Raw genomic sequence first — 935 nt, 5'->3', positions numbered from 1 at the left:
GAGCTGCCGTGAGCAGCCCAAGAAGGCGGTACCGGAAAAGGAAACGGTGATGCTGGTCATCACCCAGGGCGCGGATGTCTTGCTGGAGCAGCGCCCTGATAGCGGTATCTGGGGCGGCCTGTTGTCCTTGCCGGAAATCGGCGTGAGCGATGCAGCGCGCTTCGACAGCGCCGTGCGTACCCTGGTGGCGCCCTATGGCGAGCTGGAAGGCTGCCGCAAGCTGCAACCGTTCTCGCACGTGTTCACCCACTTCAAGCTGCACGTCGCGCCCTTCCAGGTGGCGCTGAAAAGCCGCACCCTGCACATCGCCGAGCGTGGCCTGGTGTGGTATCCGGCGCGCAAGCTGGCCGATGCGCCCTTGCCGGCGCCGGTCAAGAAGCTCTTGCTGGGGGTCTTGCGCAGCGATGATCTGCTGGCTGCGGTCTGATCGGATGATTGATCGGAGTAGATAATCTGCATTCCGGATTGGGCGGAATAGATATCCAGAGCGGTTTTGAGCTCTCCGCCTGGGATATTCAATTCATGGAGCTGCTCTGCATGGGCGACGACGCAGAGTGTCAAGGTAGAAATCGCCAGTGCGATTCGGTTATGCATCATTCCATTCCTCTTGGTTGGGTGAGTTCTGCTTTCCCCTTCTAAGACGAGTGAATGAAGACTATCCGGTATGCGCGACGCCGATTTTTATTTCGTTGCCGGTCTCTTGGGCCGTCAAGCCAAAACCACTTTGCAGCAGACGTACGAAGCCATCGACGTTGTCGACATTAAAGCTGCCACCTATCCGGATCTGCGCAGCCAGAGGATCATTGATGATGATTTTTTTCTTGTTGTAGCGATTGAACTCGCTGGCGGCTTGCGCCAGCGTCATCTGGTCGAGCACCAGCTTGCCTTGGCGCCAGCTCAGTTGGTGTTCGATTGNTGCGGCGTCTTTCAGACAT

The 935-nt window shown here is 57.8% G+C and carries 2 protein-coding genes; one reads left to right on the top strand and one right to left on the bottom strand.

The genetic code is table 11. From position 1 onward, the window contains the following. The coding region (locus tag I5W_RS23920; protein ID WP_044531123.1) for an NUDIX domain-containing protein at positions 1–427 on the top strand (427 nt) is incomplete at its 5' end. 228 nt (positions 428–655) lie between these two features. Here the strand turns inward: I5W_RS23920 and I5W_RS34315 are convergent. Beyond that, the gene (locus tag I5W_RS34315) at positions 656–865 is read right to left on the bottom strand and encodes a hypothetical protein (RefSeq protein ID WP_374702152.1); all 210 of its coding nucleotides are present in this window, start codon (positions 863–865) and stop codon (positions 656–658) included. Positions 866–935 lie beyond the last annotated feature (70 nt).

Source organism: Herbaspirillum sp. B65, assembly GCF_000333555.1.
GTDB lineage: Bacteria > Pseudomonadota > Gammaproteobacteria > Burkholderiales > Burkholderiaceae_D > Herbaspirillum > Herbaspirillum rubrisubalbicans.
This window is presented reverse-complemented; position numbering and strand designations above follow the sequence as displayed.